General features: G+C 71.1%; 19 protein-coding genes. 18 read left to right on the plus strand and 1 reads right to left on the minus strand.

Annotated features, from left to right (window positions below; all coding sequences use genetic code 11):
- Positions 1-229: 229 nt before the first annotated feature.
- The 18 genes from DEJ23_RS04035 to DEJ23_RS04120 all read left to right on the plus strand — a co-directional run bounded on the left by DEJ23_RS04035 (position 230) and on the right by DEJ23_RS04120 (position 18160).
- Entirely contained in the window at positions 230-1345 is a 1116-nt protein-coding gene (locus tag DEJ23_RS04035; protein WP_111238955.1) for a mannose-1-phosphate guanylyltransferase, read from the plus strand.
- 121 nt (positions 1346-1466) lie between these two features.
- Positions 1467-2507, plus strand: coding sequence for a hypothetical protein (locus tag DEJ23_RS15345; protein ID WP_146240181.1), 1041 nt, complete (start codon positions 1467-1469; stop codon positions 2505-2507).
- Positions 2508-2597: 90 nt separating this feature from the next.
- The gene (locus DEJ23_RS04045) at positions 2598-3125 is read left to right on the plus strand and encodes a hypothetical protein (RefSeq protein ID WP_146240182.1); all 528 of its coding nucleotides are present in this window, start codon (positions 2598-2600) and stop codon (positions 3123-3125) included.
- Positions 3126-3169: 44 nt separating this feature from the next.
- Positions 3170-3682, plus strand: a complete 513-nt coding sequence (locus tag DEJ23_RS04050; protein WP_146240183.1) for a hypothetical protein — start codon at positions 3170-3172, stop codon at positions 3680-3682.
- A 40-nt stretch (positions 3683-3722) separates the two neighbouring features.
- Complete coding sequence (locus DEJ23_RS04055) at positions 3723-4262, plus strand: hypothetical protein (protein ID WP_111238959.1); 540 nt, start codon at positions 3723-3725, stop codon at positions 4260-4262.
- 324 nt (positions 4263-4586) lie between these two features.
- Positions 4587-4958 (plus strand): hypothetical protein, encoded by a 372-nt coding sequence (locus tag DEJ23_RS04060; protein WP_146240185.1) that lies wholly within the window; start codon positions 4587-4589, stop codon positions 4956-4958.
- A 271-nt stretch (positions 4959-5229) separates the two neighbouring features.
- Positions 5230-6300, plus strand: coding sequence for a BMP family protein (locus DEJ23_RS04065; protein ID WP_111238961.1), 1071 nt, complete (start codon positions 5230-5232; stop codon positions 6298-6300).
- A 95-nt stretch (positions 6301-6395) separates the two neighbouring features.
- On the plus strand, positions 6396-7916 hold the full coding sequence (locus DEJ23_RS04070) for an ABC transporter ATP-binding protein (protein WP_111238962.1): 1521 nt from the start codon (positions 6396-6398) through the stop codon (positions 7914-7916).
- Positions 7913-9259, plus strand: coding sequence for an ABC transporter permease (locus DEJ23_RS04075; RefSeq protein WP_258375240.1), 1347 nt, complete (start codon positions 7913-7915; stop codon positions 9257-9259). The genes DEJ23_RS04070 and DEJ23_RS04075 overlap by 4 nt, the downstream gene beginning before the upstream one ends.
- The gene (locus DEJ23_RS04080) at positions 9256-10542 is read left to right on the plus strand and encodes an ABC transporter permease (protein ID WP_111238963.1); all 1287 of its coding nucleotides are present in this window, start codon (positions 9256-9258) and stop codon (positions 10540-10542) included. The genes DEJ23_RS04075 and DEJ23_RS04080 overlap by 4 nt, the downstream gene beginning before the upstream one ends.
- Before the next feature lie 222 nt (positions 10543-10764).
- The gene (locus DEJ23_RS04085; protein WP_123339066.1) at positions 10765-11163 is read left to right on the plus strand and encodes a cytidine deaminase; all 399 of its coding nucleotides are present in this window, start codon (positions 10765-10767) and stop codon (positions 11161-11163) included.
- Positions 11164-11167: 4 nt separating this feature from the next.
- Positions 11168-12457 (plus strand): thymidine phosphorylase, encoded by a 1290-nt coding sequence (locus DEJ23_RS04090; RefSeq protein ID WP_111238965.1) that lies wholly within the window; start codon positions 11168-11170, stop codon positions 12455-12457.
- Positions 12458-12575: 118 nt separating this feature from the next.
- Positions 12576-13688 (plus strand): adenosine deaminase, encoded by a 1113-nt coding sequence (locus tag DEJ23_RS04095; RefSeq protein ID WP_111238966.1) that lies wholly within the window; start codon positions 12576-12578, stop codon positions 13686-13688.
- A 3-nt stretch (positions 13689-13691) separates the two neighbouring features.
- Entirely contained in the window at positions 13692-14138 is a 447-nt protein-coding gene (locus DEJ23_RS04100) for a PTS sugar transporter subunit IIA (RefSeq protein ID WP_111238967.1), read from the plus strand.
- Positions 14135-14413: a PTS sugar transporter subunit IIB gene (locus tag DEJ23_RS04105; protein ID WP_111238968.1), complete on the plus strand. Its 279-nt coding sequence runs from the start codon at positions 14135-14137 to the stop codon at positions 14411-14413. Before DEJ23_RS04100 ends, DEJ23_RS04105 begins: the two co-directional genes overlap by 4 nt.
- A 32-nt stretch (positions 14414-14445) precedes the next feature.
- Positions 14446-15273: a purine-nucleoside phosphorylase gene (locus tag DEJ23_RS04110; RefSeq protein WP_111238969.1), complete on the plus strand. Its 828-nt coding sequence runs from the start codon at positions 14446-14448 to the stop codon at positions 15271-15273.
- 59 nt (positions 15274-15332) lie between these two features.
- Complete coding sequence (locus DEJ23_RS04115) at positions 15333-17021, plus strand: phospho-sugar mutase (RefSeq protein WP_375342261.1); 1689 nt, start codon at positions 15333-15335, stop codon at positions 17019-17021.
- A gap of 206 nt (positions 17022-17227) precedes the next feature.
- Positions 17228-18160 (plus strand): hypothetical protein, encoded by a 933-nt coding sequence (locus tag DEJ23_RS04120; protein WP_146240186.1) that lies wholly within the window; start codon positions 17228-17230, stop codon positions 18158-18160.
- A 114-nt stretch (positions 18161-18274) separates the two neighbouring features.
- On the opposite strand, the gene DEJ23_RS04125 is transcribed toward DEJ23_RS04120, so the two are convergent.
- Positions 18275-20053: a biotin carboxylase N-terminal domain-containing protein gene (locus tag DEJ23_RS04125; protein WP_111238971.1), complete on the minus strand. Its 1779-nt coding sequence runs from the start codon at positions 20051-20053 to the stop codon at positions 18275-18277.
- Positions 20054-20090 lie beyond the last annotated feature (37 nt).

Raw genomic sequence — 20090 nt, forward strand, 5'->3', positions numbered from 1 at the left:
CGGCCGGGGCGGTCCCGGTGAACGGCCGGCACGCAGGCGGTGAACTCGGCGGGGGTCGCGGGGCCTGCCCGCTCCGCGCCGGTCGGGAGGCTCGGAGCGGCTCCGACGTGCACCCCGCGGCCCGTCCTGCACCGCCGCCGCCCGCGGCGTGCGGAGTTCCGCAAGCGACGTGCGGCGATCGTGCGGGTGGCGTCCAGGTCGCGTCCGGACGCACCGGTACGGTGAGCGGGTGGCAGACGCACTCGAGGACTTCTACGCGATCATCCCGGCCGGCGGCATCGGCTCCCGGCTCTGGCCGCTCTCGCGCGCGGACGCGCCGAAGTTCCTGCACGACCTGACCGGTTCCGGCACCTCGCTCCTGCGGCAGACCTGGGACCGTCTCGCACCGCTCGCCGGGGACCAGCGGATCATGGTCGTCACCGGTCGGGCGCACCGAGCCGCCGTCGAGGCGCAGCTGCCCGGCGTCGCCGACCACAACGTCGTGCTCGAGAGCGAGCCGAAGGACTCGACGGCCGCCATCGGCCTCGCCGCGGCGATCCTCCGTCGTCGCGAACCCGACGTGGTGATCGGGTCGTTCGCGGCCGACCACGTCATCGGTGACGCCCGCGGCTTCCGACGGTCGGTGCGCGAAGCCGTCGCCGCCGCACGGGCCGGGTACGTCACGACGATCGGGATCACCCCGACCGAGCCGGCGATCGGTTTCGGCTACATCCACGCCGACGGCGAGGCGCTCGGCATCGACGGCGCCTCGACGGCGCACGCGGTGCGGTCGTTCGTCGAGAAGCCGGACCTGGACACCGCCCGCGCGTACCTGGAGGACGGCTCGTACCTGTGGAACGCCGGCATGTTCATCGCGCGTGCCGACGTGCTGCTCGCCGAGATCGGCCGGACCAAGCCCGAACTGCTCGCCGGCATCGAGGAGCTCGCTGCGGCGTGGGACACCTCGTCACGCGGAGCCGTCGTCGACGCGATCTGGCCCGGACTCGAGAAGATCGCGATCGACTACACGGTCGCCGAACCGGCCGCGGCCGCCGGTCGCATGGCCGTCGTGCCCGGCGACTTCGACTGGGACGACGTGGGCGACTTCGCTTCGCTCGCGAAGCTGCAGTCCGGCGGGCGGGCGAACAACCTCGCCGTGCTCGGCGACGGCGCGCGGATCCTCGCCGACTCGTCGAGCGGCATCGTCGTGGCGCACAGCCAGCGGCTCATCTCGCTCATCGGGGTCGAGGACATCGTCGTCGTCGACACCCCGGACGCGCTGCTCGTGACCACGAGCGAGAACGCGCAGCGGGTGAAGGGCGTTGTGGACGCGCTGAAGATCAGCGGTCGGGGCGACGTGCTCTGACGCGACGGCACCGGCTGGTGCCGACGCGCTGTCCACGACTGCGGTCATGGACGTGACGTGCGCCGCAGTCGTCCGGTGATGTTCCAGTCGAGGGGAACAGCAACGACTCGGGGGAGTGCTCATGGGGGACATCGCGTTCGACGCGGACGAGGCGAGGTCGGCGGCGCGGGTGGCGCGTCGGGCGGCCGAGACGCTTCGTGGGCAGGCTGGCGCTCGCTCCGGAGCGGTCGAGCCGGGACTCGAGGACTTCGAGGGCTCGTACGCCGAGCGGTTCCGGAGCGCCGCGGTGATCGAGGCCGAGGACCGGGCGCGGCTGGCGGGGGTACTGGTCGACCTCGCCTCCCAGATCGGCTCCGCGGTCGCCGCTGCTGAGCGTGAACGGGAGCGGCAGCGTGCCCACGCGGAGTGGAAGGCACGTGACGCCGACCGGAAGCGGGCGGCGACCGCGGCCAAGGCCTTCGCCGGTGCTGCAGGTCGATCAGCCGTCGACGCGTGGGAGAGCTTCACCGACCCCGAGCCGTCGACCGAACCCGAACCGCGGCCGGAGGTCGACGCCGAGTTCCGGGGACGCGAGCGTGCGCGCTACGGCGACGGGGCGAGTGGTGGCAGGAGCTCTGCCGATCCGAGCAGGCTGCAGGCCTTCGTCACGACGACCTCCGGACTCGACACGACCGCGACGGCCGAGTCCGAGCACTTGCGATCAGCATGGGCGTCGTTCCGGTCCTCCTGCGCCTGGGTCACGGTCGACCGCGCGAGCATGCCGGCGGGCTTCGAACGGTACGTGCGCGAGAACGACGAGGACCGGAGCTGGATCGGCAAGGTCGCCGACGCCTTCGAGGCCGCTGGCGGCGGGGGATCGCCGTCGAACGTCGCCCTCGACATCGCGGCGACAGGGCGGGGCGGCACCGGCCCTCCAACGGCTGTTCGCGGACGACCTGACCGCGGCAGAGGTCGCGGAGCGATGGGCCGCACTCGGGCTGACGAAAGCCGATGCCGGCGTGTTCGACGGACTGCCGACGAACGTGCTCTCGCGACTCGGGAACCTCGAGGGTGTTCCGTACTGGGCGCGGAGCACGGCGAACGCCCTCGTGCTGAACCAGCGACTCGTCGATGTGGAGCGCCAGATCGAGCAGCTGGAGGGGACAGTCGCATCGGCGGGTGACGGCTCACGGGCGTTGGCGCGGGAACTCACAGGACGAGTTGCTCACCGGGACGCGAACTCAGTGACCCGGTTCGACGAAAGAGGAGGCACATGAACGCACGACACCTTGCCTGTCGCACCCTCGCGGCGACGGCGGCGCTACTGGCAGTCGTCGTCGTAACCGCCGGATGTGCCGGGCAGCAGCGTGATGCAATACGACCGACCGAGAGGACGTCTTCCGTGGACGCAGACACTGCGAAGCGAACGATGATCAACATCGTCGATCAGACGACGGCCGCCCTCGGCGGCGAGTGGGAGACGCGGACGTCTCCCGACTACGTCGAGAGCTGCCAGCTGTCGAGCGACGAAGAAGGAGCCCGGTGGGTGTACCGAGTTGCTCGTGCAGAGTCCGGTGACGCCGAGGCGGATGCTGCTGCTGCCTCCGACGTCTGGAGGTCCGCCGGTATGACCGTGGACCGACTCGCTGACTCCAAGGGGCCGGCGATGGTCGCTCGCGGCGGCGATCGCGTCGAGACGATCCGTTTCTTCGCCTTCCCCGGCAACTACAGCATCCAAGCGCTCTCGATGTGCTTCGCTGGCGACGCAGACGAGATCGAGGAGCAGCAGGCCGACGAATGACTCGCGATCTCGGGTTCGTGGTGTCCTGGCCGTGCCGGATCAGGGTGCTCGACGTCGCGAGCCTTGTCGTCGTCCTCGCGCTCGCGGGATTGAGCACCGGGTGCGCGTCCCGAGTGGTCGAGACGAGAACGGCAAGCGCAACGGATCCGACCTTGGACGCAGTGACCGCGAAGCAACAGATGGTCGACGCTGTGGACGACGCCACCGGGCTCCTCGGCGGGGAGTGGACAGCGCGCACCGGACCGGATGCACCGGAGCGGTGCACGCTGCCCGACGGGGAACGCGGAGCGCACTGGAGGTACCTGACCGGGAGCACGATCGAGGGGCGGCCGGAGGAAGACGGCACGGCGATGGCAAACCACTGGCGTTCGCAGGGCATGAGCGTGACCGTGCGCGACACGAGCACCGGGCCAGTGGTGTTCGGCGGGGGAAGCAGGAAGATCGCATCCATCAGCTTCTACGCGGTCTCCGGCAACTCCACGGTCCAGGCCGTGTCGCTGTGCTTCCCCGGTGACGCCGACCGAATGGCCGAGGACGACGTCGACGAGGTCGACTGAGCCGAGGTATGAGCCGCCGGAGAGTCTCGAGAGGATACGGATGTCTGCCGAGCTGATTGTGCGGCGCCTGACGAGCGTGGCCCTGACACCCCTTGCGCTGCTGATCCTCATCAGCGGATGCACTCGACACCCTTCGGCAGGCGAGACGCCATCCGGATACGGAAGGGCGGCCCAGGTGGACCCCGAGACTGCTCGGCGGAAAATGACCGAGCTCGTCGACAGGACCGCGTCGGAGCTCGGGGGCGAGTGGGTCACCACGCAGGGTCCGGACTACGTCGACAGCTGCACACTCCCCGACGGCGGAGAAGGAGCCAACTGGGTCTACCTGGTCACCAGGACGGATGAAGGTGGCAATCCGGACAACGACGCTGCGACGGTCACGAGGTCCTGGCAGTCCGCGCGCATGACCGTCCAACGAGTCGCGGATCCTGACGGCCCGCTCGTCGTCGGACGAGGTGGAGCGTCGACCGCGCTGATCGATCTGTACGCGTTCCCTGGGAACTTCACCTTGGAGGCCGAATCGCTCTGCTTCCCGGGGAGTGCCGACGAGATTGAGGAGGAGCAGAGCAGCGGGTCGTAGTCCGGCAGGTGGCGACCGTCCGCTGGTGCTTCCGCCAGAGATCGACGGACGGATCGTTGCCGGGAACGATGCGGCGACACCCGGAATCCCTGAGCCTCCCATCGAGCGTCACCAGGAACTATCCGAGCGCTTCCCCTCCTTGATCGGAGATCGATGAACGGCACCACCTCGAGGACGACTCGCCGCTCCGCCTCCGGCACCGTCGTCCTGCTCGCGCTCGCGGGACTGCTGAGTGGCTGCGTCTCCAGCGCGCCCGATGCAACGGACCGACGAACGGCGTCCGACCCGGATGCAGCGATCGCGAAGCAACAGATGGTCGACGCAGTGGATGACGCAACCCGACTCCTGGGCGGGGACTGGAAGCCGCGTACCGGCCCGGACTACGCCGAGGACTGCGTCCTGTCCGACGGTGAGCAGGGAGCGCAGTGGCGGTACCTCACGGGGAGCTCGCTCGCGGGCAACCCGTCCGAGGACGGCGCCCGGATGGCGGAGCACTGGCGCGGGCAAGGGCTGAAGGTCATCGTCCGTGACCCGGACGACGGGCCGGCGGTGTTCGGGAGCGGCGGTGAGCAGATCGCTTCGATCAGTGCGTACGCCTACTCCGGCAACTACACGGTCCAGGCGGCGTCGCTGTGCTTCCCCGGCGACGCCGACCGCATGGCCGAGGACGACGCCGACGAGGCCCCGCAGCCGTGAGCCCCGGTGGCGACGGTGTGACCCTTCCGTGCACGATCGCTGAGCCGGACCGACGGGTGTAGCGCTCCACCACGAAATCCCCGGATCGTCCCCCGGGCCGGCTCCCCGGGGGACGTCGGCGTTACGGGCGCGTTTCGTCGGGGTCGCGATCGGGTAACTGATCCCAGCAGTCCCTCAGGGGCGTTCTGTACCGGCCCGACGGTCGTGTACTGTCGCCACGATCGCCCGGAACGCACGTGGTCCGGGCACCGCTCCCCGGAGGAACCAACCCGTGACATCTCGTACCCGTCAGGTCGTGCTCAGCGGCCTCGCGCTCGCCGGCAGCATGGCCGTCCTTGCCGGCTGCTCGGCCGCCCCGTCCGAGGACTCGTCGGCGAAGAAGACCGACTTCCGCCCCTGCATGGTCTCCGACGCCGGTGGCTTCGACGACAAGTCCTTCAACCAGCTCGGTTACGAGGGCATGCTCGACGCGGCGAAGGAGCTCGGCGCCGACACCAACAAGGCCGAGTCGAAGGACCCCACGGTCTACGACTCGAACATCGAGCAGCTGGTGAACCAGAACTGCAACATGATCATCACGGTCGGCTTCAACCTGGCCGACGCCACGAAGAAGCAGGCGGCGGCGAACCCGGACACCGAGTTCGCGATCATCGACGACAACTCGATCGACGCCGACAACGTCAAGCCGATCACCTTCGACACGTCGCAGGCGGCGTTCCTCGCCGGCTACGCGGCTGCGTCGTACTCGAAGACCGGCGTCGTCGGCACCTTCGGCGGCATGCAGATCCCGACGGTCACCATCTTCATGGACGGCTTCGCGGACGGTGTGGCGTACTACAACGAGCAGAAGGACGAGGACGTCAAGGTCGTCGGCTGGAACGTCGAGACCGGCAAGGGCTCCTTCACCGGCGGCTTCGAGGCGGGTACCCAGGCCAAGTCGGTCGCGCAGACGCTGCTCGACCAGGACGCCGACGTGATCCTGCCCGTCGGTGGCCCGATCTACCAGTCGGCCGCCGAGGCGATCAAGGACGCGGACAACGGCTCCGTCCTCATCGGCGCGGACAGCGACCTCTACGAGGCCGACCCCCGCTACAAGGACATCGCCTTCACCTCGGTGATGAAGGGCATGCGCCCGGCGGTCAAGGACGTCGTCGAGCAGGCGGCGGACGACAAGTTCTCCAAGGAGCCGTACGTCGGCACCCTGGAGAACGATGGCGTCGGCATCGCGCCGTTCCACGACTACGAGTCCAAGGTCGACTCGGGTCTGCAGGACGAGCTCGACGAGATCACGTCGGGCATCATCGACGGCTCGATCACGGTCGAGACGCAGTCGAACAAGTAGTCGGGTGAACGCGGGCGGGGGATCGATCCTCCGCCCGCGTTTCCGCGCGTCCACCGACGGGTGACGCGCTGACCAACAGGAACGCAGTAGACAACATGAAGCTCGAGCTCCGCGGGATCACCAAGCGGTTCGGCCCCCTGGTCGCGAACGACCACATCTCCCTCACCGTCGAACCCGGTGAGGTGCACTGCCTCCTGGGCGAGAACGGTGCGGGCAAGTCCACCCTGATGAACGTGCTCTACGGCCTCTACCAGGCGGACGAGGGCGAGATCCTCCTGGACGACGTCGTCCAGGACTTCGACGGCCCCGGTGACGCCATGCGCTCGGGCATCGGCATGGTGCACCAGCACTTCATGCTCGTGCCGGTGTTCACGGTCGCCGAGAACGTCATGCTCGGTCAGGAGCAGACGACCTTCGGCGGACGCCTCGACCTTGCCGGCGCCCGCAAGCGCGTCCGCGAGATCAGCGACCGCTTCGGGTTCGACGTCGACCCCGACGCCCGCATCGAGGACCTGCCCGTCGGCGTGCAGCAGCGCGTCGAGATCATCAAGGCGCTGTCCCGCGACGCGAAGGTCCTGGTCTTCGACGAGCCGACGGCCGTCCTGACGCCGCAGGAGACCGACGAGCTGATGGGCATCATGCGCCAGCTCCGCGAGGCCGGCACGGCGATTGTCTTCATCACGCACAAGCTGCGCGAGGTGCGCGAGGTCGCCGACCGGATCACGGTCATCCGCCTCGGCAAGGTCGTCGGCGAGGCCTCTCCGACCGCGACGAACAACGAGCTCGCCGCGCTCATGGTCGGCCGCGCCGTCTCGCTCGTCGTCGACAAGACGCCCGCGTCCGGCGGCGAGGACGCTCTCGTCGTCGAGGGTGTCACCGTCACCGACCCGTCCGGTGTCGTGCTCGTCGACGACGTCTCCTTCACCGTCCGTCGCGGCGAGGTCCTCGCCATCGCCGGCGTGCAGGGCAACGGGCAGACCGAGCTGACCGAGGCGATCATCGGGCTCGAGCCCGTGCACGCCGGGCGGATCACGCTCGACGGCAAGGAGCTCACCGGTCGCACGGTGAAGCAGGTCCTCGACGCGGGCGTCGGCTTCGTGCCGGAGGACCGCAAGGAGGACGGGCTGGTCGGCGAGTTCACGATCGCCGAGAACCTCATGCTCGACCGCGCCGACCACGACGAGTTCGTCCGCGCCGGCACCATCCGTGCGGCCGAGCGCGACGCGTTCGCCGACGAGAAGATCGCCGAGTTCGACATCCGCACGCCGTCCCGCACCACCGCCGCCGGTCGGCTCTCGGGCGGCAACCAGCAGAAGATCGTCCTCGCCCGCGAGCTGAGCCGTGACCTGCGGCTGTTCGTCGCCGCGCAGCCCACGCGCGGCATCGACGTCGGCTCGATCGAGTTCGTGCACAAGCGCATCGTCGCCACCCGCGACACCGGCGTCCCGGTCATCGTCGTCTCCACGGAGCTCGACGAGGTCGTGGCGCTCGCCGACCGGATCGCGGTCATGTACCGCGGCGGCATCGTCGGCATCGTCCCCGCGGACACCCCGCGCGACGTCCTCGGCCTCATGATGGCAGGGGAACTCCCCGAAGGAACGGAGCTGGCAGCGTGAGCACCCCCACGCCAGACAACACGCAGCCGGCGACCCCGGCCGAGGCGCCCACCGACGACCGACTGCAGGACGTCGAGGGCACTCCGCACCTCATGACGGACTCGGCGGAGGACACCGAACGCCGCGCCGCCGGCGGTGACCGCTGGAGCACGGCGCTGCAGAGCATCGTCAACGGTTCGGTGCTCGTGACGGTCCTCGCCGTCGTCCTCGCCCTCGTCGCCTGCGGCGTCCTGATCGCCGTGACCGACGAGAACGTGCGCGCCGCCGCCGGGTACTTCTTCGCGCGGCCCACCGACACGTTCCAGGCGGTCGGCACCGCGGTCGGTGGCGCCTACGCGTCGCTGTTCCAGGGCTCGGTCGTGAACTTCGGCGCGAGCTCCTTCGCGCAGGCCATCGCGCCGATCACCCGGTCGGTGGACTACGCCGTGCCGCTGATCGCGGCGGGCCTCGGCATCGCGCTGTCGTTCCGCGCAGGCCTGTTCAACATCGGCGGCCAGGGCCAGATCCTCATCGGCGCCGCGGCTGCCGGTTGGGTCGGCTTCTCGTTCGACGGCCCCGCGGCGATCCACATCCCGCTCGCGGTCGTGGCCGGCATCGTCGGCGGTGCGGTCTGGGGTGGCCTGGTCGGTGTCCTCAAGGCCCGCACCGGTGCCAACGAGGTCGTCCTGACGATCATGCTCAACTACGTGGCGCTGTACCTCGTCAGCTACCTGCTGCGCACCCCGGGTCTGCTGCAGGCGCCGGGCAGCTCGAACCCGATCTCGCCCGCGACCGATGAGAGCGCGGTGTTCCCGGCGCTGTTCGGCCCGCGGTACGGCGTCGACCTCGGCTTCGTCGTCGCGCTCATCGCCGTCGTCGTGGTGTGGTGGCTCGTCAACAAGTCGTCGCTCGGCTTCCGGTTCCGCACCATCGGCGAGAACCCGCGCGCGGCCCGGGTCGCCGGCATGAGCGTCCCGGCGCTGACCATCTGGGTGATGGTGATCTCCGGCGCGCTCGTCGGCATCGCCGGCGCGTACCAGGTGCAGGGTGCCGTCACCTCGGGCTTCACCTCGGGCATCGACGCGGGCATCGGCTTCGACGCCATCACGGTGGCGCTCCTCGGCCGCTCGAAGCCGTGGGGCGTGTTCTGGGCCGCGATCCTGTTCGGCGTGCTGAAGAACGGTGGCTACGCCATGCAGGCCGCGAACGACATCCCGATCGACATCGTCGGCGTGATCCAGGCGCTCATCGTCCTGTTCATCGCCGCCCCGCCGCTCGTCCGCGCGATCTTCCGCATCCCGCAGCCGGGTGCGCGTCGCCGCGGTCGTGCCGCGAAGAACTCCCGGAAGGCGGTCGCCGCATGAGCACCACCACCACAGCGGCGCCCGCGCCGGCACTGTCCGACCGCCCGGTCGAGACGACCCGCAGCTGGAAGGCCCCGATCGCGTTCGGCGTGTTCACGCTGCTCGCCCTGCTGTTCTTCGGCGTCCTCCACCGCCCGGGCGACACCACGTTCCGGCTGGCGAACGGCGGTGACTTCTTCGCGCTGCCGAACGTCCCGCTGCCCGCGACCGGGACCGGGATCGTCGTCATCGTGCTGCTCGCCCTCGCGACGGTGTACGCCGTCCTGGAGGTCCGCGGCGCCCGCAGGATCCCGCTCTGGCTCACCGCCGTCTTCGCGATCGTGTTCGTCGTCGGCTTCCTGACCTGGTCGGCCGCGGGGGACACCGTCCCGGTGCCCGGTCTGCTCGTGGGGGCCCTGGGACTGAGCGTCCCGCTCGTGTTCGGTGCGCTCGGCGGCGTCATCTCGGAGCGCGTCGGCGTCGTGAACATCGCCATCGAGGGTCAGTTCCTCGCGGGGGCGTTCACCTCGGCGATGATCGCCTCGCTCACCGGCTCCGCGTGGGTCGGTCTCGTCGGTGCCCTCGTCGCCGGCGTGCTCGTGTCGTTCGTCCTCGCGGCGTTCAGCATCAAGTACCTGGTCGACCAGGTGATCGTCGGCGTGGTCATCAACGCGTTCATCTCGGGCCTGACCGGCTTCCTGTACTCGCAGGTGCTGTCGCCGAACGAGCAGACGCTCAACGTGGGCGTGCGCTTCCCGCGGGTCGAGATCCCGGTCCTGCACCAGATCCCGGTCATCGGTCCGGTGTTCTTCGAGCAGACGGTCGTCGTCTACCTGGCGTACGTCGCGGTCGCGGTCGTCACCTTCGCGCTGTTCAAGACCCGCTGGGGCCTGCGCCTCCGCGCGGTCGGCGAACACCCGCAGGCGGCGGACACGGTCGGCATCAACGTCGCCCGGACGCGCTTCTGGAACGTGTCGCTCGCCGGCGCGATCGCGGGCCTCGGCGGTGCGTACTTCACGCTCGACGCGGTCGGCCCGTTCACGAAGGACATGACCGCGGGCGCGGGCTACATCGCCCTGGCCGCCGTCATCTTCGGGCGCTGGGACCCGATCCGCGCGACGCTCGCAGCGCTGCTGTTCGGCTTCGCGTCGAACCTGCAGAACATCCTCGGTGCCATCGACTCGCCGGTGCCGAGCGAGTTCCTGCTCATGCTGCCCTACGTCGTCACGATCTTCGCGGTCGCCGGCCTGGTCGGGCAGTCGCGGGGACCGGCCGCCGCCGGCAGGCCCTACGTCAAGAGCTAGGCCCGCCGTCCCCTTCCCATCACCGCAGGGCACCGGTGTACGCGCTGGACACCGCCTGTCGCGGGTGTTCGACGAGCGAACACCGGTGTCCTGCCGCAACGTTCCGAACCTGACCGGACCGGACTGGAGGCACGACCTGTGACCGACACCAACGCCGACGGTGACCAGGGGGTCACCGACACCACCGCGGCGGACGCGACCGGGAGCCTCCCGGCCGACGACGTGGACTGGGGCGCCCTGCGGGACGCCGCGACCGCCGCGATGCGGCGCGCCTACGCGCCGTACTCGTCGTTCCCGGTCGGGGCGGCTGCCCTGACGGACGACGGCCGCATCGTCTCCGGCTGCAACGTCGAGAACGCCTCGTACGGGGTGACCCTCTGCGCGGAGTGCTCGCTCGTCTCCCAGCTGCACATGACCGGCGGCGGCAAGCTCGTCGCGTTCACCTGCGTGGACGGCGACGGTGCGACGCTCATGCCCTGCGGACGCTGCCGGCAGCTCCTCTTCGAGCACTCGACCGAGGGCATGCTGCTCGAGACCGTCTCCGGGATCCGCACCATCGACGAGGTCCTGCCCGACGCCTTCGGGCCCCGCACCCTCGCCACCTACCAGCAGGAGCACTGATCACATGTCCGTCGAGCCCTTCGACACCGTCGACCTCATCCGCACGAAGCGCTCGGGCGACGCCCTGGGCACGCCCGAGATCGACTGGCTCGTCGACGCCTACACCCGCGGGTACGTCGAGGATCCGCAAATGGCGGCGCTGGCGATGGCGATCTTCCTCAACGGCATGGAGCGTCGGGAGATCAAGGACCTGACCCTCGCGATGATCGCGTCGGGGGAGCGGATGTCGTTCGGCTCGCTCGGCAAGACCACGGTCGACAAGCACTCGACCGGCGGTGTCGGGGACAAGATCACGCTGCCGCTCGCGCCGCTCGTGGCGTCGTTCGGCGTCGCGGTCCCGCAGCTCTCCGGACGCGGGCTCGGTCACACCGGCGGGACGCTCGACAAGCTCGAGTCGATCCCCGGGTGGCAGGCGTCGATCTCCAACGACCGCATGATGCAGGTCCTCTCCGACGTCGGTGCGGTGATCTGCGCCGCGGGGTCGGGACTGGCACCCGCCGACAAGAAGCTCTACGCGCTGCGCGACATCACCGGCACGGTCGAGTGCATCCCGCTCATCGCGTCGAGCATCATGTCGAAGAAGATCGCGGAGGGCACGGGCGCGCTCGTGCTCGACGTGAAGTTCGGCTCCGGCGCCTTCATGCCGACCTACGAGGCGTCGCGGGAGCTCGCGCAGACGATGGTCGACCTCGGGAACGACGCCGGCGTCGCGACCTCGGCGCTGCTCACCGACATGGAGGTCCCGCTCGGGCTCACCATCGGCAACGCGCTCGAGGTCCGCGAGTCGGTCGAGGTGCTCGCGGGCGGCGGGCCGTCCGACGTCGTGGAGCTCACCGTCGCCCTGGCGACCGAGATGCTCACGCTCGCCGGACTGCCGGACGCGGACCCGGCCGCGGCGCTGGCCGACGGCCGCGCGATGGACACGTGGCGGCGGATGATCGAGGCGCAGGGCGGCGACGCGTCGGCGGACCTGCCCGTCGCACGGGAGCAGCACGTCGTCACCGCGTCGGAGTCCGGCGTGCTGGTGCAGCAGGACGCCCTGCCGTTCGGCATCGCAGCGTGGCGCCTCGGCGCCGGTCGTGCCCGAGCGCAGGACCCGGTGCAGGCGGGCGCGGGCATCGAGCTGCACGTCAAGCCGGGCGACACGGTGACCGCGGGCCAGCCCCTCTGGACGCTGCACACCGACGAGCCGGCGCGGTTCGAGCGGGCGCTCGAGTCGCTCGAGGGTGCGTGGGCGGTCGGCGACGCGGCGGAGACGCGCCGGCCGATCGTCCGCGAGCGCATCACGGGCTGACCCCGCCACGCGCGGACGGAGGCTCCCCACACGACCGTGGGGAGCCTCCAGCGCGTCCGGCACCCCGTTGTCCAAAGGCCCCTGCGCGGAGTCGGCGACCACCGATAGCCTGGACCGCATGAGCGCCGACGCCCCGACCTACCGCCTGCCCGACGCCGGGGCGGTCATCGACGACCTGCCCAAGGTCTCCCTGCACGACCACCTCGACGGCGGTCTGCGTCCCGCGACGATCCTCGAGCTGGCGGACGAGGCGGGCATCGAGCTGCCGACCACCGACCCCGGTGCGCTCGGGCAGTGGTTCGCGGACCAGGCGGACTCCGGTTCGCTCGTGGAGTACCTGAAGACCTTCGACGTCACCGTCTCGGTGATGCAGACCGCGCCGCAGCTCCACCGCGTCGCGAAGGAGTTCGTGGAGGACCTCGTCGCCGACGGCGTCGTCTACGGCGAGATCCGCTGGGCGCCGGAGCAGCACCTGCGCGGCGGGCTCACGCTCGACGAGACGGTCGAGGCGGTCCAGGCCGGCATCACCGAGGCCGTCGACGCCGCGGGTGGGTCGATCCGCATCGGGCAGCTCATCACGGCCATGCGGCACGCCGACCGTTCGCTGGAGATCGCCGAACTCGCCGTCCGGCACCGCGACCGCGGGGTCGTCGGCTTCGACATCGCGGGCGCCGAGGCCGGATTCCCGCCCGCGAACCACCGCGCCGCGTTCGAGTACCTGGCGTCCGAGCTCTTCCCGACGACCGTGCACGCGGGCGAAGCGGACGGCCTGGCGTCGATCCGCTCGGCGCTGGTGGACGGGCGCGCGCTCCGCCTCGGACACGGCGTCCGCATCTTCGAGGACGTCACGCTGTCGGACGCCGGCGACGGGTCGACCCTGGCCGCGCTCGGCGAGGTCGCCTCGTGGGTCCGCGACCGGGAGATCCCGCTCGAGGTGGCACCGTCGTCGAACCTGCAGACCGGCGCGATCGCGGCGTGGGGCGACGACCTCGCCGACCACCCGTTCGACGTGCTCTACCAGCTCGGCTTCCGGGTGACGGTCAACACCGACAACCGCCTCATGAGCCGTACCTCGCTGTCGAAGGAGCTCGCGCTCCTCGCCGGCACATTCGGGTACGACCTCGACGACCTCGCGGCGTTCCAGATCAACGCTGCGCTCGGCTCCTTCCTCCCGCTGGAGGACCGGGAGGAGATCATCGCGACCATCACCGCAGGACACCAGGAGGCCTAGGCGATGCCCCTGCCGCCGCTGCCGGACGAAGCCGTCGTGCTCGGAGCGAGCGCGTCGTCGTGGCGTGAGGCGCTCCGGCTCGCGGGTGGTGCGCTCGTGACCTCCGGGGCCGCAACGCCCCCGTACACCGACGCGATGATCGACCTGGTCGACGAGCACGGGCCGTACATCGTCATCTCACCCGGACTCGCGTTCGCGCACGCCCGACCGGGCCCCGCGGTGCTGCGCGACGGCCTCGCCGTCGTCACGCTCGGCGAACCGGTGGTGTTCGGGCACGCCCACAACGACCCCGTGTCGGTCGTCCTCGGGCTCGCCGTGGCCGAGGTGGGCGCCCACCTCGAGTCGATCGGCGAGATCGCGAACACGTTCAACGACGACACCGTCACCGGACGGTTGACGGCGGCGACCTCGGCGGACGAGGTCCGGGCGATCATGGGGGTGACGGCGTGAAGATCGTGACCATCTGCGGCGCGGGCATCGGGTCGAGCGGGATCCTCAAGGTGAACGCCGAGAAGGCCCTCGACGCCCTCGGACTCTCGGCCTCGGTCGTGGCGGCGGACGTGGCGTCCGTGCGGACCGCGGCCGAGGACGCGAACGTCATCCTCACCAGCGCGGAGTTCGTCGAGGCGATCGGCGACACCTACGCCGAGGTCATCGTGATCCGGAACCACTTCGACCAGGGCGAGATCACCGAGGCGGTCGACCGGGCGCTCGGGGAGCACTGAGCAGCTCCCGGCACTGCCTCTAGAGTTGGGGCATGAGCACGGAGAACCCGCTGAACGATCCCGCTGCCGACCCGTTCGAGGTCGCCCGCGACGCTGCCGCCGTCATCGCCGACCGGTCCGGCATCGAGCAGCACGACATCGCCCTGACCCTGGGCTCGGGCTGGGGCAAGGCCGCAGACATCATCGGCGAGACCGTGTCCGAGATCCCCGCGGCCGAGGTCCCCGGCTTCAGCGCCTCCGCGGTGCCCGGGCACTCCGGCACGGTCCGCTCGATCCGCCTCGAGGACGGCCGGCACGCACTCGTCATCGGCGCCCGCACGCATTACTACGAGAACCACGGTGTGCGCCGTGTCGTGCACAGCGTCCGCACGGCTGCGGCCACCGGTGCCTCGATCATGGTGCTCACCAACGGCGCCGGTGGCATCAAGGAGCACTGGAAGCCGGGCACGCCGGTCCTCATCAGCGACCACATCAACCTGACGGCGGACAGCCCGCTCGAGGGCGCGACGTTCGTCGACCTGACCGACCTGTATTCGGCTCGCCTGCGGGAGGTCGCGCGGTCGATCGACCCGTCCCTCGACGAGGGCGTCTACACGCAGTTCCGTGGGCCGCACTACGAGACCCCGGCCGAGGTCCAGATGGCGAAGACGATCGGTGGCCACATCGTCGGCATGTCGACGGCGCTCGAGGCCATCGCTGCCCGCCAGGCCGGCATGGAGGTCCTCGGGTTCTCCCTCATCACCAACCTCGCCGCGGGCATCCAGAAGACCCCGCTGTCGCACGCCGAGGTCCTCGAGGCCGGCAAGCAGGCGGAGCCGGTCATCGCCGACCTCCTCGCCCGCGTGGTGGCGGCGCTGTGACCCGGCACGACGGCGCCTCGGACGGCGCCATCGCGGACGGTGACCTGAGCGAGGGTGCCGTGGCTGGCGAGGCCGGAGATGGTGCCGGTGCCGGACTGGAGGCCGTGCTCGCCGCCGCCAGGTCGTGGTCGGCCCAGGACCCGGACGACGAGACACGCGCCGAGCTGGACGCGCTCGTCGCGGCCGCGACGTCCGGCTCCGCCGAGGCGGCCGCCTCGCTGCGCGAGCGCTTCTCCGGGCGCCTGGCGTTCGGCACCGCGGGCCTCCGCGCCGAGCTCGGTGCCGGCCCGCAGCGGATGAACCGGGTCGTGGTCACCCAGGCCGCCGCCGGACTCGCCCGCTTCCTCATCGACACGGGCCGCGACCGCAGCGTCGTGATCGGGTACGACGGCCGCGTGAACTCCGACGTCTTCGCCCGTGACTCGGCCGAGGTGATGCGGGGCCTCGGGCTCGACGTCACGCTGCTGCCCTCGGCGTTGCCCACGCCGGTCCTCGCGTTCGCGGTGCGGCACCTCGGGGTCGGCGCCGGCGTGATGGTCACGGCGAGCCACAACCCACCGCGGGACAACGGCTACAAGGTGTACCTCGGCGGCGAGGACGACGGGTCCCAGATCGTCCCGCCGGTCGACGGCGAGATCGCCGCGGCCATCGACGCCGTCGCGGCGGGCGACGTGCGCGACCTCGACCGCGCAACGGACTACACGGTGGCGGACGGCGCCCTGGTGCAGGCGTACGTGGCCGCGACGGCCGCGACCGTGCCGGCCCCGCGCCTCCCGGTCGACGCGCAGCCGAAGGTGGTCTACACGGCCATGCACGGCGTCGGCTGGGAGACCGCACGCGCCGTGTTCGGCGCGGCGGGCTTCGCCGAGCCGGTCGTGGTGCCCGAGCAGATCGAGCCGGACGGCGCGTTCCCGACGGTGTCGTTCCCGAACCCTGAGGAGCCGGGCGCGATGGACCTGGCGGTCGCGCAGGGCGTCGCCGTCGGTGCGGACCTCGTGATCGCGAACGACCCGGACGCCGACCGGCTCGCGCTCGCGATCCCGGACGGAGCCGGTTCGTTCCGTCGGCTGTCGGGCAACGAGGTCGGCTGGCTCCTCGGGTGGCGTGCCGCCGCTCGTGCACAGGCGGCGGGGGAGACCGGCGCGCTGGCCGCGTCGATCGTGTCCTCGCCCGCGCTCGCCCGCGTCGCCGAGCGGTACGGTCTCGAGTACCGCGACACCCTGACCGGCTTCAAGTGGGTCTCGCGTGTGCCCGGGCTGGTGTTCGGCTACGAGGAGGCGCTCGGCTACCTCGTCGACCCGGGGGTCGTGCGTGACAAGGACGGCATCTCGGCGGCGCTCGCGCTGCTCGACCTCGCCGTCGGACTCGCCGCCTCCGGCAAGACCGTCGCCGATCAGCTCGACGCCTTCGCTGCGGAGTTCGGGGCGTTCGCCTCCGGCCAGGTCTCGACACGCGTGGACGACCTGTCCCGCATCGGGGAGGTCATGGCGTCGCTGCGGTCCTCGGCGCCGACGTCGCTCGGTGGTCGCTCGGTCGTCGGCGTGACGGACTACCGGGACGGGGTCGAGGGCTTCCCGCCGTCGGACATCCTGCGCTACGACCTCGACGGCGGTGCGCGGGTGATCGTCCGCCCGAGCGGCACCGAGCCCAAGGTGAAGGTCTACATCGACACGGTCGCGGGCTCCTCTGCCGAGGCCCAGGCGCTCGTCGACGCCCTGGCCGCCGACGTCCGCCCCCTCGTGTCCTAGGGCGCGGGCGGCGCCGTCCCGGACCGCGGCCGCCCCGCAGCGATTGCCCCGCGGCGGATGCCCCGCGGCGGATTGCGCCCCCGCACGGACGTCGCACCTCTGAGCACATGGGTGCGACGTCCGTGCGGGGGCGCGACCGCGCGGCGCTCTCCACAGGGAGCGGTCTCCGGGCTCTTCCGGTGCCGCTGGTCGTGCACGCTGCCGGCATGACGATCGACCCCATCCACACTTCTGGTCTCCCCGACAGCGTCGCAGCCGGTGTCCGTCGGGCAGCCGAGCACGGCGAGCTCCTGCGGCTGCACCGCGGCTCGTACGTCTCGCGTGCCGAGTGGGCGGACGCCTCCGCGCAGGAACGGCACCGCGTGCTGGTCAGGAGCTTCGTCGACGTGCAGGGACCTGCGGCGGTCGTGAGTCACCGATCCGCGGTCGCGATGCACGGGCTGCCGTGGGTGGGCGGCTTCGGGGACCGGGTCGTCGTGACCGATCCGGACCGCGACCGCGGACAGGTGAAGCCGCGGATCCAGCGGGTGGGCGGAGCTGGTCGGAGTCCGGACGCCGTGCTGATCGACGGCGTGCTCGTCGGGACCCTCGCCGAGACCGGGGCCGACGTCGCGCTGTCGGATCATCCGTGGCGCGCCGTGGTCGTGCTCGATGCCGTCCTCCGACGTGGGTGCTCGAAGGCCGACCTGCGCGCAGCCCTCGATGCGCGGTCGAGCAGGAACCACCGCCGGGCGAGGACCCTCGTCGACGCGGCCGACGGTGCCGCCGAGTCGCCCGGTGAGAGCATCACGCGGTGGGGCGGCATCGTGCTCGGTGCGCCGTCGCCCGTGCTGCAGCACGAGTTCCGCCATCAGGGGGTCTTCCGTGACCGCGTCGACCTCTGGTATCCGGAGCACGGGGTCGTCGTCGAGTTCGACGGTCGCCAGAAGTACGCCGTGACGGGACGCGAGACGCTCTGGGACGAGAAGCGGCGCGAGGACCGGATCCGTCGACACCACGAGGTGCGCGGCGTCGCTCGCGTCACCTGGGCGGATGCGCTGCCCGCCGGCCAGCTGCCTCGCCTGCTCTCGGAGGCGGGCCTCCCGCTCGGGCGGAACTGGGCGAGCGCGTGGAGGCTGGCTGCGCGACGCGCCCTCTGACGAACATCGCACCCCGGAGGGCCGGGGTGCGATGTTCGTCAGAGGGCGCGATTCGGGCGTCGCCGGACGTGAGCGGGGCGCGGGCGCCCGCGGGCGGGCGCCCGCCGCGGCGCGCTACGCCAGCTCGAGCAGGACGTGGCCGGACGAGATCGTCTGGCCGACGGGGGCGTTCAGACCGGTGACGACGCCGTCGCGCGGGGCCTGCACGGGCTGCTCCATCTTCATGGCCTCGAGGACGACGAGCAGGTCGCCCTTCACCACGGTGTCACCCTCGGCGACCGCGAGCTTCACGACCGTCGCCTGCATCGGGGACGTGACGGAGCCGGACGATGCCAGACCCCCGCGCACGCCGGAGGCACGACGCTTCGGGGGAGCGGACGGACCGGCCGGACGACGACCGGCGGCACCGGTGGCGCCACCGCCGACGATCGAGGGCATGGTGACCTCGATGCGCTTGCCCTGCACCTCGACGACGACGCTCTCACGCGCGGCCGGGGCCGGGAGTTCCTCGGGCGAACCGCTCCACGCGGGGATGTCGTTCTGGAAGTCGGTCTCGATCCACTGCGTGTAGACGGAGAACGGCTCCGAGTCGGAGGTGGCGAACGCCGGGTCGGACACGACGGCGCGGTGGAAGGGCAGGACGGTCGGCAGTCCCGTGACCTCGAACTCGGCGAGTGCACGGCGTGAGCGCTCGAGCGCCTCTTCGCGCGTGGCACCGGTGACGACGAGCTTCGCGAGCATCGAGTCGAACGAGCCCGAGACGACGTCACCGGACACGACGCCCGAGTCGACGCGGACACCCGGGCCGGACGGCGCGTTGAACGCGTGCACGGGGCCGGGCGCGGGGAAGAAGTTGCGGCCCGGGTCCTCGCCGTTGATGCGGAACTCGAAGGAGTGGCCGCGCGGCGCGGGGTCCTCGTAGTCGAGCACCCCGCCCTCGGCGATGCGGAACTGCTCGCGGACGAGGTCGATGCCCGTGACCTCCTCCGAGACGCAGTGCTCGACCTGCAGGCGGGTGTTCACCTCGAGGAAGGACACGGTGCCGTCGGCGCCGATGAGGAACTCGCACGTGCCGGCACCGACGTAGCCGACCTCGCGGAGGATCGCCTTCGACGACTCGTACAGGCGCTCCTGCTGCGACTCGGTCAGGTACGGCGCCGGCGCCTCCTCGACGAGCTTCTGGTGGCGACGCTGCAGCGAGCAGTCGCGCGTGGACACGATCACGACGTTGCCGTGCTCGTCCGCCAAGCACTGGGTCTCGACGTGCCGCGGCTTGTCGAGGTACTTCTCGACGAAGCACTCGCCACGACCGAACGCCGCGATCGCCTCGCGCGTCGCCGACTCGAACAGCTCCTCGACCGAGGAGCGATCACGCACGACCTTGAGCCCGCGACCGCCGCCACCGAACGCGGCCTTGATCGCGACGGGCAGACCGACCTGGTCGACGAAGTCGAACACCTCGGACACGTCCTGCACGGGCTCGATCGTGCCCGGTGCCAGCGGCGCCCCGACCTTCTCGGCGACGTGGCGTGCGGAGACCTTGTCGCCGAGCCGCTCGATCGACTCCGGCGACGGACCGATCCAGACCAGCCCGGCGTCGATGACGGCGCGGGCGAAGTCGGCGTTCTCGGCGAGGAAGCCGTAGCCCGGGTGGACGGCGTCCGCCCCGGAGCGGCGGGCCACCGAGATGATCTTGTCGATGACGAGGTAGGTGTCGGCGCTCGTGGTGCCGTTCAGCGCGTAGGCCTCGTCGGCGAGGCGGGCGTGGAGGGCGTCACGGTCCTGGTCGGCGTAGACCGCGACCGATGCCTTGCCCGCGTCGCGGGCCGCGCGGATGATGCGGACGGCGATCTCGCCGCGGTTCGCGATGAGGACCTTGCTGATACGGGGCATGGTTCATCAGCGTATTCGTGCGGCGCGACCGGCAATT

It is taken from the genome of Curtobacterium sp. MCSS17_008, from assembly GCF_003234185.1.
Classification (GTDB): Bacteria; Actinomycetota; Actinomycetes; order Actinomycetales; family Microbacteriaceae; genus Curtobacterium.

What these genes read in the sequence shown, in the direction of transcription:
- DEJ23_RS15345 (WP_146240181.1), top strand. Translation starts at nt 1,467, where the DNA reads ATGGGGGACATCGCGTTCGACGCGGACGAGGCGAGGTCGGCGGCGCGG.
- DEJ23_RS04045 (WP_146240182.1), top strand. Translation starts at nt 2,598, where the DNA reads ATGAACGCACGACACCTTGCCTGTCGCACCCTCGCGGCGACGGCGGCG.
- DEJ23_RS04055 (WP_111238959.1), top strand. Translation starts at nt 3,723, where the DNA reads ATGTCTGCCGAGCTGATTGTGCGGCGCCTGACGAGCGTGGCCCTGACA.
- DEJ23_RS04070 (WP_111238962.1), top strand. Translation starts at nt 6,396, where the DNA reads ATGAAGCTCGAGCTCCGCGGGATCACCAAGCGGTTCGGCCCCCTGGTC.
- DEJ23_RS04080 (WP_111238963.1), top strand. Translation starts at nt 9,256, where the DNA reads ATGAGCACCACCACCACAGCGGCGCCCGCGCCGGCACTGTCCGACCGC.
- DEJ23_RS04090 (WP_111238965.1), top strand. Translation starts at nt 11,168, where the DNA reads ATGTCCGTCGAGCCCTTCGACACCGTCGACCTCATCCGCACGAAGCGC.
- DEJ23_RS04095 (WP_111238966.1), top strand. Translation starts at nt 12,576, where the DNA reads ATGAGCGCCGACGCCCCGACCTACCGCCTGCCCGACGCCGGGGCGGTC.
- DEJ23_RS04100 (WP_111238967.1), top strand. Translation starts at nt 13,692, where the DNA reads ATGCCCCTGCCGCCGCTGCCGGACGAAGCCGTCGTGCTCGGAGCGAGC.
- DEJ23_RS04110 (WP_111238969.1), top strand. Translation starts at nt 14,446, where the DNA reads ATGAGCACGGAGAACCCGCTGAACGATCCCGCTGCCGACCCGTTCGAG.
- DEJ23_RS04120 (WP_146240186.1), top strand. Translation starts at nt 17,228, where the DNA reads ATGACGATCGACCCCATCCACACTTCTGGTCTCCCCGACAGCGTCGCA.
- DEJ23_RS04125 (WP_111238971.1), bottom strand. Translation starts at nt 20,053, where the DNA reads ATGCCCCGTATCAGCAAGGTCCTCATCGCGAACCGCGGCGAGATCGCC.